Raw genomic sequence first — 752 nt, 5'->3', positions numbered from 1 at the left:
GCCGGATATAAGTCTGCAACCAACCCTGATCGAGCATCGCGTGACGTTTACCTAGCAAACCGGGGCGCGTTCATATAAGTGACCGGCAGCCCCCGCAGGGGGATGTCGTATGGCTCTTGGGTGCAAAAGCCATCGCCGCTCAATGAAACAGCAACCACCCCCCCCAGCCCCCCAAAAAACCTACTGCAAATTAGCAATATAACTCGCAAGATTCTGAATATCCGCATCCGAAAGCCCGMGAGCCACGCTAGTCATACTCCCCGCATCATTAGTCCGCTTGCGCGAGCGGAAGTCTTCGAGTTGCTTGACGATATAGGCATACTGTTGCCCCGCCACGCGGGGGATTTCATTCTGCCCGGTAAAGCCGCCGAGATGGCACATGGTGCAGAGCACTTCCTCGGCTTTCTTCCTGCCGGCTTCCACTTTTTGCCCGCCAGCCTTGAACTGCGAGGCGATGGGTTTTTGCGCGGCAAAATACTCGCCAAGATCAAGCATGTCCTCGCGCGACAGTGGCGCCGCCATCGGCGTCATCATCGGGTCGCTGCGCCGGCCTTCCTTGAAGTCCTTTAGTTCCAGGTAGATGTAGCGCGCGGTCTGGCCGGCCAGCACCGGATAGAGTGGATTGCTGGCGTTGCCCATCGGGCCATGGCAGGCGACGCACGATTCGGCCTTGCGCTTGCCGGCGTCGGGATCGGCGTGCGCGTTGCCGGCGACGGCTGCCAGCAGCAGGGGCGACGGCTGCCAGCAGCAGG

1 protein-coding gene is annotated in these 752 nt (G+C 60.5%); it reads right to left on the bottom strand.

Annotated features, from left to right (window positions below; all coding sequences use genetic code 11):
- Nucleotides 1–180 precede the first annotated feature (180 nt).
- Nucleotides 181–729, bottom strand: coding sequence for a c-type cytochrome (locus tag AC1DS3_RS39205; RefSeq protein WP_477129440.1), 549 nt, complete (start codon nt 727–729; stop codon nt 181–183).
- Between the last annotated feature and the right edge of the window lie 23 nt (nt 730–752).

It is taken from the genome of Cupriavidus sp. 01L46, from assembly GCF_056399905.1.
Note: the sequence above shows the minus strand (reverse complement) of the source record. Positions and strands in the feature narration are given on the sequence as shown.